Here is a 14,501-nt window from a genome sequence, read left to right as displayed (position 1 = left end):
GCCGGAAAGAAAAACTAGCCCAGCGCTTGGCGCACCGCCGAGGTGGTAACCGCCAGGTTCACCTCCGGCAGCGCCGTGGGGTACTCGTCAACCCAACTGCCGCTGGCGATTTCACCGGCCCGGGCATGCACCCAGCGCCAGCCGCGGTCGTTGAGGCTCAGCAGCGCGCCGAGGCCGTCGACGGCGTGCAACAGCGAGACGATCGCCGCGGTCGCCGGTGTCGGCGGCTTGCGGTCGAACAACGCGGCCAGCAGCGCCGACCGCGCGTGGCCCACCCGCTCGCGGTTGGTCAACGGCCAGGCAAACTGTCTGCGTCCTAAGCGGACCCGGCGGATGTGGCCGGTCTGCTCGAGATGTCCGCTGAGCCCGTCCTCGATGTGTCTGGACAGGCGCTTCACCGCCGTCGCGGGCCGAAGCGGCCGTCGTCGCAGCAGCTCGAATGCCGGCTCGGCAACGGGATCCGGCACAGCAGGCGGCGCCGCCAGGGCGATCAGCCGGCCGGGCTCGACCGGTTCCCCTGCCATCGCCGGGCGGATCCGGCACCCATAGGCCAGATCCAGCAGCACCGCCGCCGCCAGCACCCGCTCGCGGCGCGGCCGTTCGAGGTTGGGCTGGGCGGAGGCGTTGTCGAGCAGCAGCAGAAACAGGTCCTCGGCGATCTGCGCCATGTGCGGACTCTAACCGCGGCGCACCGTCGGGCGCGCGTCAGGACTGGTACGGCTCGGCGCTGACCAGGGTGACCTTGACGGTGTTTCCGTTCGGCACCGTGTAGGTGCGGCTCTCGCCGACCTTCGCGTCGATGAGCGCCTCACCCAGCGGCGACTTCGGCGAATACACCTCGAGATCGCCGGCGCTGATGCCTTCCTGGCGGGTGGCGATCAAGAACGTCTCGGTGTCGTTCTCGTCGTCGTCGTAGTAGACCTTGACCACCGATCCGGGCAGGGCGACACCGGACTGCGTGGGTACCTCGCCAACCTTGGCGTTGTTCAGCAGTTCCTGCAGTTGGCGGATGCGCGCCTCCTGCTGGCCCTGCTCCTCGCGGGCGGCGTGGTAGCCGCCGTTCTCGCGGAGGTCGCCTTCTTCGCGGCGATCGTTGATCTCGGCGGCGATGACGGGCCGATTGGCGATCAGCTGATCCAGTTCGTCTTTCAACCGGTCGTATGCCTCTTGGGTCAGCCAGGTGACCTGGGTGTCGGTCATGTCCTCGCGCTCCTGTCGTTGTTGCTCTCGCGGTTGTTCTACGTAGTTGGTTCGTGTCACGGCGCCGGGAGTGGTCGCTTATGTATTGCCGCAGTCGCCGTCATTGATGCGCGCGCTAAAAGCAGCAATACACGGTCCCAGCTGGAACCGTGTATCCGACCATGATAGCACCGCGAACACACCAGGCCGTCGTGCTTTGGTCGTTCGCTGTTCGGTTTGCGGACGTCTGCCCGGGCTAGGAACCCACCAGGTACGACGGTATCTCGGTGCCGCAGCCGTAGACGTCGCCGACGACGGGTGGCTGGCTGGCCTTGACGATCATCGTCACCTGCACGGTGGGGTGAGGCGACGGCGCTACCAGCACCTCCCGGCGGCCGGTCTCGCTTCCGTCGATCGAGCGGGCCCGCACGATGCACACCACGGGCTGTGACGGATCCTTGCGGGTGACGTTGATCGTGACCGCGACGCTCGAGTCGTCGATCAGCTCGAAGCCGCCCATCTCACCCTTGACGTCTTCGCTGGCGAACCGCTGAAAAGCGATCACCGCGAGCACAACCCCAGCTACCACCGTCGCCAGCGTCAGCGCCGCGGCGATCCATCGACGTTGGCGCCGCGACAGCCGCTGGCGCCCGTAGCGGGCGGCCGGACGTTCGATCATCGGTTTTGCACGCCCGTCGGTCGAAGGGATCTGTCGAACTGGAACTATAGGGCGTGTCGGATGGTTGATATGTCCCGACAGGGGCCGACTCAGGTCGGCCGAACAGGCGTGAGGTAGAAGGCAGAACAGGTTGAGCGAACTGCGGTTGATGGCCGTGCACGCCCACCCGGATGACGAGTCCAGCAAGGGCGCCGCGACGATGGCCCGCTACGCCGACGAGGGTGTGCGGGTCCTGGTGGTGACCCTCACCGGCGGCGAGCGCGGCGACATCCTCAACCCGGCCATGGACCTGCCCGAGGTGCACGGCCGGATGGCCGAGATCCGCCGCGACGAGATGGCCAAGGCGGCGGAGATTCTCGGCGTCGAGCACCACTGGCTCGGTTTCGTCGACTCCGGGTTGCCGGAGGGCGATCCGCCGCCGCCGCTGCCCGACGGCTGTCTCGGCGTGGTGCCGCTGGAGCATCCGACCGAGGCGTTGGTGCGCGTCGTGCGTGAGTTCCGTCCGCACGTGATGACCACCTACGACGAGAACGGCGGCTACCCGCATCCGGACCACATCCGCTGCCACCAGGTGTCGGTGGCCGCCTACGAGGCCGCCGCCGATCACCGGCTCTACCCGGACGCCGGCGACCCGTGGGAGGTCAGGAAGCTCTACTACACCCACGGCTTTCTGCGTCAACGCATGCAGTTGCTGCAGGACGAGTTCGCCAAGTACGGGCAGGAGGGCCCGTTCGCGAAGTGGCTCAAGCACTGGGATCCGGACCACGACGTCTTCGCCAAGCGGGTGACCACCCGGGTGGAGTGCGCCAAGTACTTCGCCCAGCGTGACGACGCGCTGCGCGCCCACGCCACGCAGATCGACCCGAACGGCGACTTCTTCCGCGCGCCGATCGAATGGCAGCAACGGCTGTGGCCCACCGAGGAGTACGAGCTGGCCCGCTCGCGGGTGCCGGTCTCGTTACCCGAGACCGATCTGTTCACCGGAATCGAGGATCGATGAACGACGTCGTCGCGCACGGCATCAACCTGATGGCCGCCGTCCTGGCCCAGCAGCAGCCCAATCCCGGGCCGGAGTTCGGCAAGGCCAGCCCGTTCGGGCTGCTGGTCATCGTGCTGCTGCTGATCGGGACGTTCCTGCTGGTCTGGTCGATGAACCGGCATCTGCGCAAGGTGCCCAAGTCGTTCGAGGCCGACGACGAACTGCAGCAGGCCGACGGCGACGACGGCGACCCCGGACCTTCGGGCACCGACCCGCAGGAGCGCTGAGCCACCGCTGACCGCGGCGGGGCTACGGTCGAAGGGGTGACGAACCAACTCGCTGCGGCCATCAGCCCCTACCTGCGCCAGCACGCCGACAACCCGGTGCACTGGCGGCAGTGGTCGCCCGAGGCCCTCGCCGAGGCCGAGGCGCGGGACGTGCCGATCCTGCTGTCGGTCGGCTATGCCGCCTGCCACTGGTGTCACGTGATGGCGCACGAGTCGTTCGAGGACGAGCAGGTCGCGGCCGTGATGAACGACGGCTTCGTCTGCGTCAAGGTGGACCGTGAGGAGCGGCCCGACCTGGACGCCGTCTACATGAACGCCACCGTCGCGCTGACCGGGCAGGGCGGCTGGCCGATGACCTGTTTCCTCACCCCGGACGGCAGGCCGTTCTTCTGCGGGACCTACTACCCGAAACCGAGTTTCCTGCAGCTGCTGCACGCGGTCTCCGACACCTGGCGCACCCGGCGCGGCGAGGTCGAGCAGGCCTCGGACCGGATCACCGACGAGCTTCGGTCGATGGCGTCGGGGTTGCCGGGCGACGGACCGCCGGTGCAACCCGCGCTGTGCGATCACGCCGTCGCGGCCGCGCTGCGCGACGAGGACGTCGAACGCGGCGGGTTCGTCTCCAATCAGGCTGCGGCGCCGAAGTTTCCGCCGTCAGCGCTGTTGGAGGCGCTGTTGCGCAACCACGAACGCACCGGCGACATCCTGCCCATGGAGGCGGTGCAGCGCACCTGCACGGCGATGGCCCGCGGCGGTATCTACGACCAGCTGGCCGGCGGGTTCGCGCGCTACAGCGTGGACGCGTCCTGGGTGGTGCCGCACTTCGAGAAGATGCTCTACGACAACGCCCAGCTGCTGCGGGTGTATGCGCACTGGGCACGTCGCACATCGAACCCGTTGGCGCGCAAGGTGGCCCACGAGACCGCACGGTTCATCATCGACGAGCTGGGCGCCGGCGGGATGTTCGCCTCGTCGTTGGACGCCGACGCCGACGGTGTCGAAGGCCTGACCTACGTGTGGACGCCCGCGCAGCTGCGCGAGGTGCTCGATGCCGACGACGCGCGTTGGGCGGCAGAGACTTTCGAGGTCACGACGGAGGGGACCTTCGAGGCGGGCAGCTCGGTGCTGCAGCTGCCGCGCGACCCCGACGATATCGACCGTTTCACCCGTGTGCGCACCGTGCTGCTGGCCGCCCGGCTCACCCGACCGCAGCCCGCCCGCGACGACAAGGTCGTCACGGCGTGGAACGGGTTGGCGATCACGGCGCTGGCCGAGGCCGCCGTCGCGCTCGACCAACCCGAATTGCTCGACGCCGCAACACAATGCGCACGCGCGGTCGTCGACCTGCATCTCGTTGACGGCCGGCTGCGTCGGGCCAGCCTCGGCGGGCGGGTCGGCGAACCCGCGGCGGCGCTCGAGGACCACGCCGCGTTGGCCACCGGGCTGCTGACGCTTCACCAGCTGACCGGTGAGCCGTCCTGGCTGGACACCGCGACCACGTTGATCGACCTCGCGCTCGAGCACTTCGCCGACCCCGACCGCGCGGGCCGATGGTTCGACAGCGCCGACGACGCCGAGGCGTTGATGGTGCGGCCCGCCGATCCGCTCGACGGAGCGACACCGTCGGGAGCGTCGCTGATCGCCGAAGCTCTGCTGCTGGCAACGCATCTCGTCGCCGCCGACCGTGCCGACACCTACGCGGCGGCAGCGGAGGCGACGCTCGCGTCGTGCACACCGATCCTCGCGCGCTTACCCCGCTCGGGCGGCCATTGGCTGGCCGTGGCGGAAGCCGCCGTGCGCGGACCGCTGCAGATCGCGGTGGCCTGCGAGCCCCGGCGCTCCGCGCTGCTCGCGGCGGCGCGGAGGCTGGCGCCCGGCGGCGCCGTGGTGGTCGGCGGCCCGGTGGACTCCTCGGTGCTGCTGGCCGGCCGCGACCGCGTCGACGGCGCCGACGCCGCCTACATCTGCCGCGGCCGGGTCTGCGATCTACCCGTCACCACCGCAGGGGAACTCGCCGCCGCGCTGAGCCCCTCCGTGTAGCGTTCGGCGCATGGCCACCCCGGAAGACAACGCCAAGACCGTTCATCGCTATCTGGAGCTGGTTGCCCAGGGCAAGCCCGACGACATCGCCGAGCTGTACGCCGACGACGCGACCGTCGAGGACCCGGTGGGCGGTGAGGTGCACATCGGCCGCGCGGCGATCCGCGGCTTCTATGACGCCGTCGCCAACATGAAAGCCGAATGCGACGTCGTCACCCTGCGCACCCTCGGCAACGAGGCGGCGTTCTTCTGGTCGATGACCATCGACCTCGGCGAGAGCCGGATGCGCATCGAGATCATCAGCGTCATGACGTTCAACGAGGACGGCCAGATCGCCTCGATGAAGGCCTACTGGACCCCGGAGAACGTCACCCAGCTCTAGCGAGTTGGGTGCGTTTCGTCGCGCTCAGCGTGACGAACCGCGCCGAATTCGCGTCGAAATCGCGTCAGAAGACCGCGAACCACATCGCGATGTAGTGGCAGATCGCGGCCACGGCCGTGCAGGCGTGGAAGAACTCGTGGTGGCCGAACGTCGCGGGCCACGGGTTCGGCCGCTTCATCGCGTAGAGCACGCCGCCGACGCTGTACAGCGCGCCGCCGACGATCAGCAGCACCAGCGCCGCGACGCCTGCGCCGTGGGTGATCGGGCCGACGAACCACGCCGCCACCCAGCCCAGCAGCAGATACAACGGCACCCCGACCCACCGGGGCGCCGACGGCCAGAACATCTTGAGCAGCACCCCGGCGATCGCGCCGCCCCACACGATCCAGAACAGCACCATGCCGTCGGTCGACGGCAGCGCCAGCAGCGCGAACGGCGTGTAGCTGCCCGCGATGAAGACGAAGATCATCGAGTGATCGAGGCGCTTCATCCACTTCCGCGCGGTCTGCGACTTCCAGGTCACCCGGTGGTAGGCGCCGCTCACCGCGAACATCGCCACGATCGTCAACGTGTAGATCAGCGTCGCCACGCCGGCCCTGGTGGACTGTAGCGACCACGACACCGACACCAGCGTCGCACCGCAGATGGCGGCCACCACGGCGGCGTAGACATGAATCCAGCCCCGCGCCCGCGGCTTGCCGATGAAAGTGGCGACACCCTCGACGACCGCCTCGGGAAAATCTTCCGGCGGTCCTTGCGGGTTCCGTAGCAGGTCGTGGCCGCGCGCGACGACGTCGTCACCGGAGCGATGCAGGGGGGCCGTCATACGTCACCTCCGCTATCGGCGTGGGCGTTTCCGGGCATCACAGTAGTCTGGATATTCGTGGACATCATTCCTCCGCGGCTCAAAGAACCGGCATACCGGATCTATGAGATGCGGTTGCGCCAGGAGCTGGCGCGGTCCAAATCCCAACTGCCCCGGCATATCGCGGTGCTGTGCGACGGCAACCGCAGGTGGGCGCGTGATGCTGGTCACGATGACGTCAGCTACGGCTACCGGATGGGCGCCCGCAAGATCGCCGAGATGCTGCGCTGGTGCCAGGAAACCGGCATCGAGATGGCCACCGTGTACCTGCTGTCGACGGAGAATCTGCAGCGCGACCCCGAAGAGCTGTCCTCGCTGATCGAGATCATCACCGACGTCGTCGAGGAGATCTGCGCGGCCGACAACCGGTGGACGGTGCGCACCGTGGGGGACCTCGAGCTGATCGGCGAAGAGCCGGCCCGGCGGCTGCGCGACGCCGTGGAGTCCACGCAGGCCGGGGGGCCGTTCCACGTCAACCTGGCCGTCGGTTACGGCGGCCGTCAGGAGATCGTCGACGCGGTGCGACAACTGCTCAGCAAGGCACTGGTCAACGGGGCCACCGGTGAGCAGCTCGTCGACGCCGTCACCATCGACGCGATCTCGGAAAACCTCTACACCTCGGGGCAACCCGACCCGGACCTGGTCATCCGCACGTCGGGGGAGCAGCGGCTGTCGGGGTTCCTGTTGTGGCAGAGCGCCTACTCGGAGATGTGGTTCACCGAGGCGTACTGGCCGGCGTTCCGGCGGGTGGACTTCCTGCGGGCGCTGCGTGATTACACCGCGCGCCACCGCCGCTACGGCATGTGATGGAAACTGGAGCCATGGCTGCGCTGTCGGCGGTGGTCTTCGCGCTCAGCTGGTGGTTGGGGCTGTATCTGCTTGCCCGCGATCCGCGCAAGCCGGTGCTGGTGCTGGCCGCGCTCGGCCTGACGAGCTTCGCGTTGGTGGTGGCGCTGGACGCGGTGCGGGTGGTCGCCGGTTCGGACACGCTCAGCCGCATCGAGATCTATCTGGTCGCGGTGCCGGGCATCGCCTGGTTCGCGGTGCTTCTGGAGCTGTCCCGGCCACGCGAGAAATGGCGCAGCCGCGCCGGTGAGATCACGCTGGTGGCCGCGGTGGCCGCGGTGGCGTTCGTCGGCGCGGCGATGGCAGGCGGCGTCGACGGCCCGCTGCGCACGGGGCACTGGGTGATGTTCGGCGCGGTCTCGGTGTCCTCGCTGGGCGCGATGGTCCATGCGGCGGTGCGACGGGCACAGCCCGGGCCCGTGGTGGGCTTCGTCGTCATCGCGACGCTGTTCTTCGCGCTCGGCAACGCGATCCTGATCATTCCGCTGGGCCTGGTGCCGAGCTGGTTGGCGTTGGCCGGCACCGGTTTTGACGTGGCGCTGCTGGGGGTGGCCGTCGCGATCGGGGATGCGTTCGACGAGGGCCAGGCGCTGCGCGCCGACATGTTGCGCTCGTTCGCCGCGACGGCGGTGGTGGCGGCGCTGTTCGGCGGGCAGGCGCTGATCGGGCTGGCCGTGACCGGCCACGACACGGCGTTGACGGTGCTGCTGTTCACCAGCGTGGGCATCGCGATCGCGATCAACGTGCTCGCCGACCCGCTGGCCGGCCTGCTGGACCGGGTGGCGTTCTCCCACTCGCCGACCCTGCGCGCCGACCGCGCCGCGCTGCGCGATGCCGAAGCCGCGCTGCCGCGGCGCTCGACCAACCCCCTCGACGACGTCGACGACGAGACCTTCGTGCGGCTCACCCGCCGCGCGCTCGGCCACTACGGCGACCTGTCCAAGCTGGTGGCCAGCCCCCTGACCGCGCTGCCGATCATCGACGAACGGCTCGCGGCCCGCGGCGCGCCCGACCAGCCGCTGGAGCGGGCCAACGAACTCAAGGCGCTGTTGGCCGACCGCATCGCCCGGCTCAAACCGCGTGACGGCGGCGACTTCGGCACCACCGAGGAATGGCGCCACTACAACTCGCTTTACTTCCCGTACGTCGTGGGGGTGCGGGCATACGCGCAGAACGCCACCGCCGCCGGCCTCGACCCGGTGGCGCGCCGGGCGTGGCAGTGGTTCGTCACCGAGGTGCCGCAGCGCTCGCTGCACAACTGGCAGAACGCCGCCGCCCGGCTGATCGCCGCCGATCTGCGCGGCAGCCTGGTCGCCGCCCAAGACTAGGGCCGTGCCGCTGACCTGCGGCTGGCAGTAGTTGGCAGCGTGTGGTGTCGATCTGGCAACACCGCGCCAGCAGCATCGGTGCCATGACCGCAATCGCCACCCGCCCGATCCGGGATACGACCGGTGATGCCCTGTTACGTGTCGCGCTGCGCGCCGACGCCACGCTGTGCAGCGCGCTCGGCCTGCTTGTCGTGATGACCTCCGGCCCGCTGTCGCGGCTGGCCGGATTGTCGGCCACCGCCGAATGGATCGGCGGCAGTGCGCTGGTCGGCTACGGGCTGCTGTTGTTCACGCTCGCCGGTCTGCCCGACGTTCGCCGCGTGGGGATCGGCGTGCTGGGCGGCAACATCGCGTTCGCGGTCTCGGTGGCCGTCGTGCTCGTCGCGGGCTGGCTGCCGCTGACCGAGTTCGGCGTCGCCGCGACGATCGCGTTCACCGTCCTCACCGTCGCTTTCGCCTACGGCCAGTACCTCGGGGTGCGTCGCCTCGGCGCGCCTCCTTCATGACTGGTCCGGAGCCGCCGTCGTCAGAGGTTGCGGCGTCGGCTCCGGAACGGTCCCACCCATCCCCTGCAGAAAGGAACAGTTCGATGGCCGCCGTCACCACACCGAGACTCAACGAATCCACCGACTCGCTGCTGCGCTTCGCCATGCGCGCCGACGGGATCCTCACCGGGCTGGCCGGTATCGCGGCGCTTCCGCTCGCCGGTTGGCTGGCCGACATCTCCGGAACCACAACCACATTCGAGTACGCGATGGGTGCGTTCTTCATCGTCTACGGGGTCGCGGTGCTCGGGCTGGCGGCGCTGCCGTCGGTGCGCAACGCCGGGATGGCGGTGATCATCGCCAACGTCGTCTACACGGTGGCCGCGGTGGCGTTCGTCCTGGCCGACGTGTTACCGCTGACGACGATCGGGGTGGTGTTGACCCTGGCCACCGGCGCCTACACGCTGGTGTTCGCCGAACTGCAGTACCAGGGCTGGCGCCGCGTGAGGTGATCCTTTCCGCCGAGCAGACGTGAAAACCCCTGGAAAGTGCGATTTTCAGGGGTTTTCGCGTCTGCTCGCGCCGGGGGAGGGAGTGCTACAGCTTGCGCAGCCGCAGCCGGTTGATCGAATGGTCGGCGTCCTTGCGCAACACCAGCGTGGCCCGGGGCCGGGTCGGCAGAATGTTCTCGATCAGGTTGGGCCGGTTGATGGAATGCCAGATGTCGCGGGCGGCGAACACGGCCTGGTCGTCGGTCAGCGTCGCGTAGTGGTGGAAGTGCGAGGCGGGATTGGCGAACGCGGTCGAGCGCAGGCCGAGAAACCGGTTGATGTACCACTGTTCGATGTCTTCGATGCGGGCGTCGACGTACACCGAGAAGTCGAACAGGTCCGACACCATCAACGTCGGCCCGGTCTGCAACACGTTGAGGCCCTCGAGGATCAGGATGTCCGGATGGCGCACGATCTGCTTCTCGCCCGGCACGATGTCGTACAGCAGGTGTGAGTAGACCGGCGCGCACACCTGGTCGGCGCCGGACTTCACCGAGGTGACGAACCGCATCAGCGCGCGTCGATCGTAGCTTTCCGGAAACCCTTTGCGGCCCATCAGGTTTCGGCGGGCAAGCTCGGCGTTCGGGTAGAGGAACCCGTCGGTGGTGACCAGGTCGACGCGCGGGTGGTGTTCCCAGCGCGCCAGAAGTGCCTGCAGCACACGGGCGGTGGTGGACTTGCCGACGGCGACGCTGCCCGCCACGCCGATGATGAACGGGACCGGGCGGTCCGGGTTCTGCTGCGGCTCACCGAGGAACTCCGCGGTGGCCTCGAACAACCGCTGCCGGGCGGCGACCTGCAGATGGATCAGCCGCGCCAGCGGCAGGTAGACCTCCTCGACCTCGAGCAGGTCGAGCTTCTCGCCGAGGCCCCGCAGCTTCTGCAGTTCTTCCTCGGTGAGCTTCAACGGCGTCGACATGCGCAACGCACGCCACTGACTTCTATCGAACTCCACGTAAGGGCTGGGTTCGCTCAGCCGCGCCATGCGCCAAGTGTTGCATTTAACGTTGAGGCCATGGGCGCCAGCACCTCATTTTCCATCGTCCGGGAGTATCTACTGCTCGGTTTGCGCTTCGACCGCGTGGAGGAGGGGTACGTCGACGCGTTCACCGGCGACCCGCAGCTGCGTCGGATCGTGGCCGCGGAACCGCAGCCCGACCCCGCTGAGCTGGCCCGCCAGGCCGACCGGCTGCTGGCCGAACTGCCCGGCGGGTTGGAGCCCGCCCGCGCCGATTTCATCGCCGCCCACCTGCGCGCGCTCGCCTGCGCCGGACGTAAGTTCGCTGGCGAGGATGTCGGGTTCGTCAAGGAGGTCGAGGCCTACTTCGACGTGCGCATCGAGAAGGGTGACGAGGAGCGCTATCGGCGGGCGCACCGGCAACTCGACGAGGCGCTGGGCGGCGACGGGCCGCTGGCCGACCGGATGCAGGCCTATCGCGCCGGCGAGGAGATCCCGCCCGAGCGTCTCGAGGAGTGCATTCACGCGTTCTCCAGCGCCCTGCGTGATCGCGTCCGCGCCGAATATCCGCTGCCCGAGAACGAGACCATCACCTACGAGGTGGTGACCGACAAGCCGTGGTCGGGGTTCAACTACTACCTCGGCGACTACCGCTCCACCGTCGCCGTCAACGCCGACCTCAAGCAGCAGATGTCCAACCTGCCGCGGCTGGTCGCGCATGAGTCCTATCCGGGCCACCACACCGAGCACTGCCGGAAGGAGGCCGGCCTGGTCAAGGGCAGGGGGCAGCAGGAGCAGACGATCTTTCTGGTCAACACGCCGCAGTGCCTGATGGCCGAGGGCCTGGCCGACCTGGCGCTTTACGCGGCGATCGGGCCGGACTGGGGGCCGTGGGCCGCCGAGATCTACGCCGACCTGGGGTTGCGGTTCGACGGCGAGCGGGCGCAGGCGGTGGCGGACGCTGGGCATCTGCTAGCTGATGTGCGCCAGGACGCGGCGCTGATGCTGCACGACGAGCACCGCGACGTTGACGACGTCGTCGCGTTCCTCGAGCGATGGCTGCTCGTCGACGACGCGCGGGCCCGCCAGATGCTGCGCTTCCTGTCATCGCCGTTGTGGCGGGCCTACATCAGCACCTATGTCGAGGGTTACCGGTTGCTGCGCGGCTGGCTCGACGACCGCCCGGCCGGTGTCGCGCTGACGGAGCGGTTCGCCAGGCTGCTCGACGAGCCGTTGATCCCGTCGGCGTTGAGCGCGGCTTGACTTTCTCCCGCCGAACGTGGGTTACCCGCACGCCTTCGGCGCATGTGGCGTGCGTTAATCCCACACTCGGCGGCCTGAGGCGCCCGACTAGGCTGGACCCCATGACCGCAGACCCCGCGACCACCAACGCCGCTGCTCCCGGTGCGGAGTACGCCGAGACCGCCAGCCAGGCCTACCGGGCAGCGCTGCAGGTGATCGAGTCCGTCGAACCGCGCATCGCCGCCGCGACCCGTAAAGAGCTTGCCGACCAACGAGATTCGCTCAAGCTGATCGCGAGCGAGAACTATGCGTCGCCCGCGGTGCTGCTGACGATGGGCAGTTGGCTGTCCGACAAGTACGCCGAAGGCACGATCGGGCACCGGTTCTACGCGGGCTGCCAGAACGTCGACACCGTCGAGAGTGTCGCCGCCGAGCACGCCCGCGAGCTGTTCGGCGCGCCCTACGCATACGTCCAGCCGCACTCGGGTATCGACGCGAACCTCGTCGCGTTCTGGGCCATCTTGGCCACCCGGGTCGAGGCGCCGACCCTGGCCGAATTCGGCGCCAAGCACGTCAACGACCTGTCCGAACGGGACTGGGAGACGCTGCGCAACAAGCTCGGCAACCAGCGGCTGCTCGGTATGTCGCTCGATGCCGGCGGTCACCTCACCCACGGTTTCCGGCCCAACATCTCCGGCAAGATGTTCCACCAACACAGCTACGGCACCGACCCGAACACCGGTTTTCTGGACTACGGCGCGGTGGCCGACGCCGCCCGCGAGTTTAAGCCGCTGATCATCGTCGCGGGGTACTCGGCGTACCCGCGGCGCGTCAACTTCGCCAAGATGCGCGAGATCGCCGATGAGGTGGGCGCGACGTTGATGGTTGACATGGCGCACTTCGCGGGCCTGGTCGCGGGCAAGGTGTTCACCGGCGACGAGGATCCGGTGCCGCACGCACACGTCACCACCACGACGACGCACAAATCGCTGCGGGGACCGCGCGGCGGGATGGTGCTCGCCCAGCCGGAGTACTCCGACGCCGTCGACAAGGGCTGCCCGATGGTGTTGGGTGGGCCGCTGTCGCATGTGATGGCGGCGAAGGCGGTCGCGCTCGCCGAGGCCCGCCAGCCCGCGTTCCAGGTGTACGCGCAGCGCATCGCCGACAACGCGCAGGCCCTGGCCGACGGGTTCCTCAAGCGCGACGCGGGACTGGTCACCGGGGGCACCGACAACCACATCGTGCTGCTCGACGTCACCTCGTTCGGCCTGACCGGCCGCCAGGCCGAGTCCGCGCTGCTCGACGCCGGCATCGTCACCAACCGGAACTCCGTGCCCGCCGACCCCAACGGTGCCTGGTACACCAGCGGAATCCGGCTGGGCACCCCCGCGCTGACCACCCGTGGATTCGGCGCCGACGACTTCGATCGCGTGGCCGAGCTCATCGTCGACGTGCTGACCAACACCAGCCCTGAGGGCACCTCGAAGGCCAAGTACAAGCTGGCCGACGGCACCGCCGACCGCGTGCACGCCGCCGCGGCCGAACTGCTGGCCGCCAACCCGCTGTATCCAGGGCTGACGCTCTAGCGCGCCGAATGTCGGATTGATCGACGTTTTCGCGCCAGAGGCGTACGTCAACGCGACACTCGCCGACACAGCGCGACGTGCCGCGTGGCGAATTTTACGATTCCCACATATTTGAGTTACTGTAACTGCATGGCACAGAAACCTGTTCCTAACGCGTTGACCCTCGAGCTCGAGCCCGTCGTGCAGCAGGAGTTGCGGCGCCACATCGACTCCGAAGACCTCTGGTACGCGCACGACTATGTGCCGTTCGACCAGGGCGAGAACTTCGCCTTCCTCGGCGGCAGGGACTGGGATCCCTCGCAGGTGACGCTGCCCAAACACGTCACCGACGCACTGGAAATCCTGCTGATCACCAAGGACAACCTGGCCAGCTTCCACCGCGAGTTCGTCTTCAGCTTCATCCTCGAGGAGAAGTGGGGCCGCTGGATCGGCCGGTGGACGGCAGAGGAGCACCTGCACGCGATCGCGCTGCGCAACTACCTCGTCGTCACCCGCGAGATCGACCCGGCGGCCAACGAGGACGTGCGGGTCGAGCACGTGATGAAGGGCTACCGCGCCGACACCTACAGCCAGATCGAGCGGCTGGTGTTCATGGCGTTCTCCGAGCGTGCCCACGCGGTGTACTGCCGCAACCTCGAAGCCCAGATCGCCGAGCCGGTCCTCAAGAGCCTGATGAGCCGGATCGCCAGGGACGAGGAGCGCCACGAGGAGTTCTTCGCCAACCTCGTCTCGCACCTGCTGACCACCCACCGCGACGAGACCGTCGACGCGATCGCCAACCGCGCTGCCGAACTCCAAGTCATCGGCGCGGACATCGACGCCTACGCCGACAGGGTTCGGCACGTCGCCGAGGTGGGCATCTTCGGGCCCGATCAGCTGCGCCGGGTCATCACCGACCGGATCACCGCGTGGGGCCTGGCCGACGAACCCAAGCTCAAACAGTTCGCCGGCGCGTAACCTCCAGCCCCGGCGCGCCTGCCGGGCGTGGACGCCGCGACGGGAGTAGCGTCGCTTCCGATGGCTAGTGACGTGCTGTGCTATCCCGGCGGTACCGATCGTTTCTTCGACGAGAGGACCGGCCCCGGTCCTCGTGC

At 68.6% G+C, this 14,501-nt stretch carries 16 protein-coding genes; 11 read left to right on the top strand and 5 right to left on the bottom strand.

From position 1 onward, the window contains the following. Window positions 1-14 precede the first annotated feature (14 nt). The 3 genes from MELE44368_RS24375 to MELE44368_RS24365 form a co-directional block, all read right to left on the bottom strand. Window positions 15-668 (bottom strand): GOLPH3/VPS74 family protein, encoded by a 654-nt coding sequence (locus MELE44368_RS24375; protein ID WP_128110842.1) that lies wholly within the window; start codon window positions 666-668, stop codon window positions 15-17. A 37-nt stretch (window positions 669-705) separates the two neighbouring features. Continuing rightward, complete coding sequence (gene greA / locus MELE44368_RS24370) at window positions 706-1,200, bottom strand: transcription elongation factor GreA (protein ID WP_128110841.1); 495 nt, start codon at window positions 1,198-1,200, stop codon at window positions 706-708. A 235-nt stretch (window positions 1,201-1,435) separates the two neighbouring features. Further along, window positions 1,436-1,858 (bottom strand): DUF4307 domain-containing protein, encoded by a 423-nt coding sequence (locus MELE44368_RS24365; protein WP_128110840.1) that lies wholly within the window; start codon window positions 1,856-1,858, stop codon window positions 1,436-1,438. Between the two features lie 130 nt (window positions 1,859-1,988). On the opposite strand from MELE44368_RS24365, the gene mca reads away from it, so the two are divergent. From mca to MELE44368_RS24345, 4 genes are read left to right on the top strand one after another with little or no spacing between them, the layout of a single operon-like run. Beyond that, on the top strand, window positions 1,989-2,858 hold the full coding sequence (gene mca / locus MELE44368_RS24360) for a mycothiol conjugate amidase Mca (RefSeq protein ID WP_128110839.1): 870 nt from the start codon (window positions 1,989-1,991) through the stop codon (window positions 2,856-2,858). Next, window positions 2,855-3,124 (top strand): hypothetical protein, encoded by a 270-nt coding sequence (locus tag MELE44368_RS24355; protein ID WP_128110838.1) that lies wholly within the window; start codon window positions 2,855-2,857, stop codon window positions 3,122-3,124. The genes mca and MELE44368_RS24355 overlap by 4 nt, the downstream gene beginning before the upstream one ends. Before the next feature lie 36 nt (window positions 3,125-3,160). Continuing rightward, window positions 3,161-5,164 carry a thioredoxin domain-containing protein gene (locus MELE44368_RS24350; protein WP_128110837.1) on the top strand — a complete coding sequence of 668 codons (2,004 nt, stop codon included), beginning with the start codon at window positions 3,161-3,163 and terminating at the stop codon, window positions 5,162-5,164. A 10-nt stretch (window positions 5,165-5,174) separates the two neighbouring features. Then, complete coding sequence (locus MELE44368_RS24345) at window positions 5,175-5,546, top strand: nuclear transport factor 2 family protein (RefSeq protein ID WP_128110836.1); 372 nt, start codon at window positions 5,175-5,177, stop codon at window positions 5,544-5,546. Between the two features lie 64 nt (window positions 5,547-5,610). Here MELE44368_RS24345 and trhA read toward each other — a convergent pair whose 3' ends face one another. Next, a complete protein-coding gene (gene trhA, locus MELE44368_RS24340; protein WP_128110835.1) occupies window positions 5,611-6,372 on the bottom strand; it encodes a PAQR family membrane homeostasis protein TrhA in 762 nt (253 codons plus the stop codon). A 57-nt stretch (window positions 6,373-6,429) separates the two neighbouring features. On the opposite strand from trhA, the gene MELE44368_RS24335 reads away from it, so the two are divergent. The 4 genes from MELE44368_RS24335 (at window position 6,430) to MELE44368_RS24320 (ending at window position 9,582) form a co-directional block, all read left to right on the top strand. Next, window positions 6,430-7,218 carry a (2Z,6E)-farnesyl diphosphate synthase gene (locus MELE44368_RS24335; protein ID WP_128110834.1) on the top strand — a complete coding sequence of 263 codons (789 nt, stop codon included), beginning with the start codon at window positions 6,430-6,432 and terminating at the stop codon, window positions 7,216-7,218. 14 nt (window positions 7,219-7,232) lie between these two features. Further along, window positions 7,233-8,585 carry a hypothetical protein gene (locus tag MELE44368_RS24330; protein WP_128110833.1) on the top strand — a complete coding sequence of 451 codons (1,353 nt, stop codon included), beginning with the start codon at window positions 7,233-7,235 and terminating at the stop codon, window positions 8,583-8,585. A gap of 83 nt (window positions 8,586-8,668) precedes the next feature. Continuing rightward, the gene (locus MELE44368_RS24325; protein ID WP_128110832.1) at window positions 8,669-9,091 is read left to right on the top strand and encodes a hypothetical protein; all 423 of its coding nucleotides are present in this window, start codon (window positions 8,669-8,671) and stop codon (window positions 9,089-9,091) included. 83 nt (window positions 9,092-9,174) lie between these two features. After that, entirely contained in the window at window positions 9,175-9,582 is a 408-nt protein-coding gene (locus MELE44368_RS24320; protein ID WP_128110831.1) for a hypothetical protein, read from the top strand. Between the two features lie 85 nt (window positions 9,583-9,667). Here the strand turns inward: MELE44368_RS24320 and coaA are convergent, their stop codons facing one another. Next, window positions 9,668-10,606: a type I pantothenate kinase gene (gene coaA, locus MELE44368_RS24315; RefSeq protein ID WP_128110830.1), complete on the bottom strand. Its 939-nt coding sequence runs from the start codon at window positions 10,604-10,606 to the stop codon at window positions 9,668-9,670. A gap of 30 nt (window positions 10,607-10,636) precedes the next feature. On the opposite strand from coaA, the gene MELE44368_RS24310 reads away from it, so the two are divergent. The 3 genes from MELE44368_RS24310 to MELE44368_RS24300 all read left to right on the top strand — a co-directional run bounded on the left by MELE44368_RS24310 (window position 10,637) and on the right by MELE44368_RS24300 (window position 14,364). Then, window positions 10,637-11,842 carry a DUF885 domain-containing protein gene (locus MELE44368_RS24310; protein WP_128110829.1) on the top strand — a complete coding sequence of 402 codons (1,206 nt, stop codon included), beginning with the start codon at window positions 10,637-10,639 and terminating at the stop codon, window positions 11,840-11,842. 101 nt (window positions 11,843-11,943) lie between these two features. Continuing rightward, on the top strand, window positions 11,944-13,407 hold the full coding sequence (locus MELE44368_RS24305) for a glycine hydroxymethyltransferase (RefSeq protein ID WP_128110828.1): 1,464 nt from the start codon (window positions 11,944-11,946) through the stop codon (window positions 13,405-13,407). Between the two features lie 129 nt (window positions 13,408-13,536). Next, window positions 13,537-14,364 (top strand): acyl-ACP desaturase, encoded by an 828-nt coding sequence (locus MELE44368_RS24300; RefSeq protein ID WP_128110827.1) that lies wholly within the window; start codon window positions 13,537-13,539, stop codon window positions 14,362-14,364. Window positions 14,365-14,501: the final 137 nt, after the last annotated feature.

The organism is Mycolicibacterium elephantis DSM 44368 (assembly GCF_004014805.1).
Classification (GTDB): Bacteria; Actinomycetota; Actinomycetes; order Mycobacteriales; family Mycobacteriaceae; genus Mycobacterium; species Mycobacterium elephantis.
The sequence above is the reverse complement of the archived record's forward strand: the minus strand, read 5'-3'. Positions and strand labels throughout refer to the sequence as shown.

Bases quoted from the DNA above. Each gene is read 5' to 3' on its own strand.
- MELE44368_RS24305 (WP_128110828.1), top strand. From the start codon at position 11,944: ATGACCGCAGACCCCGCGACCACCAACGCCGCTGCTCCCGGTGCGGAG.
- MELE44368_RS24330 (WP_128110833.1), top strand. From the start codon at position 7,233: ATGGCTGCGCTGTCGGCGGTGGTCTTCGCGCTCAGCTGGTGGTTGGGG.
- MELE44368_RS24325 (WP_128110832.1), top strand. From the start codon at position 8,669: ATGACCGCAATCGCCACCCGCCCGATCCGGGATACGACCGGTGATGCC.
- MELE44368_RS24375 (WP_128110842.1), bottom strand. From the start codon at position 668: ATGGCGCAGATCGCCGAGGACCTGTTTCTGCTGCTGCTCGACAACGCC.
- MELE44368_RS24345 (WP_128110836.1), top strand. From the start codon at position 5,175: ATGGCCACCCCGGAAGACAACGCCAAGACCGTTCATCGCTATCTGGAG.
- MELE44368_RS24355 (WP_128110838.1), top strand. From the start codon at position 2,855: ATGAACGACGTCGTCGCGCACGGCATCAACCTGATGGCCGCCGTCCTG.
- trhA (WP_128110835.1), bottom strand. From the start codon at position 6,372: ATGACGGCCCCCCTGCATCGCTCCGGTGACGACGTCGTCGCGCGCGGC.
- MELE44368_RS24320 (WP_128110831.1), top strand. From the start codon at position 9,175: ATGGCCGCCGTCACCACACCGAGACTCAACGAATCCACCGACTCGCTG.
- MELE44368_RS24310 (WP_128110829.1), top strand. From the start codon at position 10,637: ATGGGCGCCAGCACCTCATTTTCCATCGTCCGGGAGTATCTACTGCTC.
- MELE44368_RS24365 (WP_128110840.1), bottom strand. From the start codon at position 1,858: ATGATCGAACGTCCGGCCGCCCGCTACGGGCGCCAGCGGCTGTCGCGG.
- MELE44368_RS24300 (WP_128110827.1), top strand. From the start codon at position 13,537: ATGGCACAGAAACCTGTTCCTAACGCGTTGACCCTCGAGCTCGAGCCC.
- greA (WP_128110841.1), bottom strand. From the start codon at position 1,200: ATGACCGACACCCAGGTCACCTGGCTGACCCAAGAGGCATACGACCGG.
- coaA (WP_128110830.1), bottom strand. From the start codon at position 10,606: ATGGCGCGGCTGAGCGAACCCAGCCCTTACGTGGAGTTCGATAGAAGT.